This is a genomic window from Paenibacillus chondroitinus NBRC 15376 (assembly GCF_004000765.1).
In the GTDB taxonomy this organism is placed as follows: Bacteria; Bacillota; Bacilli; order Paenibacillales; family NBRC-103111; genus Paenibacillus_E; species Paenibacillus_E chondroitinus.
On record NZ_BILW01000100.1, the window covers coordinates 1 to 2,451 of the forward strand.

A 2,451-nucleotide genomic window follows, 5' to 3' on the forward strand; every position below is an offset into this window, starting at 1 on the left:
TGTCCTCTAATTGGAGGAAAACGAGTGGTTTCCTCACAGAGAGTGGAACTACAGGGTCTTATTTCGCCGCCCTGGCGCGTTTTTCGCAAGAAATTGGCGAAATAGCGCCCCGCAGTTCCTCTCCCTTTCAGAATCGGCTGTTTTCGGGAGAATAGTGGCCTCTAGTTCCCTCCTTCGAAAAGTGTTGTCTGCGGTTTTCATCAGCAGAAATAAAAAGCCTGATGACACAGACGCCGTCAGGCTTAGAACTAGCTACTTTACCAACCAATCCTGCACATTACATCACATACTCCTCCATCGCCAACTTCTACCTCGACCGCCCTTAACAAATGTCAAAAACCTAGCGTGAATTCCGCTATGGCTTCCTTATGGGAACTGACGTCCTCTATTTGTAGGAAAACAAGCGTTTTCCTGTCAGAGCGGAACTTGAGGGTCTTTATGCGCCGCCCTGGCGCGTTTTCCGCAAGAAATTGGCGGAATAGCGCCCCGTAGTTCCTCTCCCTTTCGGTATCGGCTGTTTTCGGGAGAATAACGGCCTGTAGTTCCTTCAGAAAAGAGCTGTCTGAGGGGCCAGCTACTTACTTTGCCATTCCATCGCCAACCTGCCCCCACAGTAAAAAAAGGAGACTACCCTAAGAAGTCTGTTATGACCTTCTCAGAGAATCCCTTTTTTCAAAAAACTTATCCAGCTTTAATTTCATCGGTATTCGGTAGTGGTGCAGCATTTGCTTTGTATTTCAAGGTAGGCAGCATAATAAATACGCCAATCAGGAAAAGTACAGCCGATGTGACATAAATGGATGGCAGCGAGAAGGACGCTTTAATGCTGCCGGCCAAACTCATTGTGAGAACCATAGCTCCCATGAACAACGGGTTCAAAATCCCATTCACACGGCCAACGAAAGATTCTTCCGTGTTACCGAGAATCATTGTAGAGATGGCAATTTGGATAGCAGGCATCACTAGACCGGAGAAGAACTGCATCAAAAGCGCCAACCACACCAGATGAGTCAATCCCATGACAGCAAAAGTCACGACGCTTACCGCCATACCGATAATGAGCAGTGCTTGCGGAGACACTTTTTTCGAAAAGCCCATCGTCGCCCCGCCTCCAAGGATCATCGCAACGCCGTTGGCTGCCATAAACCATTGCAGATCTTCCTTCGGCAATCCAAGGTTTTCAGTGACTAGAAAAATACCCAGCGGTGATATTAAGCCAATCGCCAGACCTGCTACTGCAAAGCAGCCGCCTAAGGTGACAAGCATTTTATTATTCAAAACATACTTAAACCCTTGACCCATTTCCGCAAAAATATGCGTGGATGGCTTCTCGGTTCCTTCCTCATTTTTACGGTCCGCAGGAAGAAACGTTAGTACAAGCGCAGAAAGCAGGAAGCATACGCCCATGATTGCAATTGCTACTTCAATGCCAAAATGATAGTAAACAAAGGTCCCCATGATAGGGCCAAGGATCATAAAGATCGCCATCATCGATTGAAACAATGACATCCCCATTTGCATTTGGGATTCAGGCACGTGAACCTTAAACAACTTCATGCCGGAAGGTTGGGAGAACTGAGACAAGATGGACGAAACCAACGTGGCGAAAAAAATCGCCTTCCAGGAGCCGTAAAACAGTGTCACCATAATGGCAAACACAGACACGGCGCTGAGAATATCGCACCACACCATCGTCAATTTCGGTCGCCACCGGTCCGCAAAGGCACCACCGATAAACGAGAAAATAAAAATTGGCGCAAACTCGGCCACCGAAATTAAAGAAACCGAGTAAGGATCATTATTCGTCATGTCTGTGACATAGAGTAGAATTGCAAAGTTACGAACCCAGATTCCGATTTGTAAAAAAAGACCGGACAGCATAATCGCTTGCACGAAACGACTGGCAAAAAACGAACGCATCGTCGGAGTATCCGAAGCTATTGCTTGAGACAAAAGAAAAACACCCCTTCATTAATCAGATAGTCTTATAAAACAAGACCTCCTTCTTACGTAAGAAGAAGAAAAAATGTTTCATAAACCTTTTCTACTTTAACGAAAAAAGGTTCCTATCGTCTAGTGACATATGTCATATGACCAGTCACAAACCTGGATGCCTCAGCGTGACTGAGACATGAGCAGCGCTGCCCCAACGGCCCCTGCGGAGGACCCGAGCGCAGATGCCGCGAACCGGACCGGTCCGCGAATCGAAGGCAAGCAGCGCTCCTCGACGATCTCGCGCATCGGTCCTAACAGCGGCTCGCCGATATGCGAGGCGCCGCCGCCAAGAATGACCACCTGCGGATTCAGCAGGTGGAGAATGCTCACGAGCCCGATGCCGAGGGCTCGGCCCGCTTCGCGCAGGATGCCGCTGGCGGCGGCATCCCCTTCCGCGGCTGCGGCCGCGACCAACCGCGCATCCACGCGGTTCGGGTCGCCTCCCGCGAGCCGCAC

General features: G+C 49.4%; 2 protein-coding genes. Both read right to left on the reverse strand.

From position 1 onward, the window contains the following. Positions 1-681: 681 nt before the first annotated feature. Positions 682-1,920 (reverse strand): MFS transporter, encoded by a 1,239-nt coding sequence (locus PCH02S_RS35430; protein ID WP_127458795.1) that lies wholly within the window; start codon positions 1,918-1,920, stop codon positions 682-684. A 195-nt stretch (positions 1,921-2,115) separates the two neighbouring features. Continuing rightward, positions 2,116-2,451: ROK family protein (locus tag PCH02S_RS35435; RefSeq protein ID WP_218033204.1), on the reverse strand; the 336-nt coding region annotated here is incomplete at its 5' end.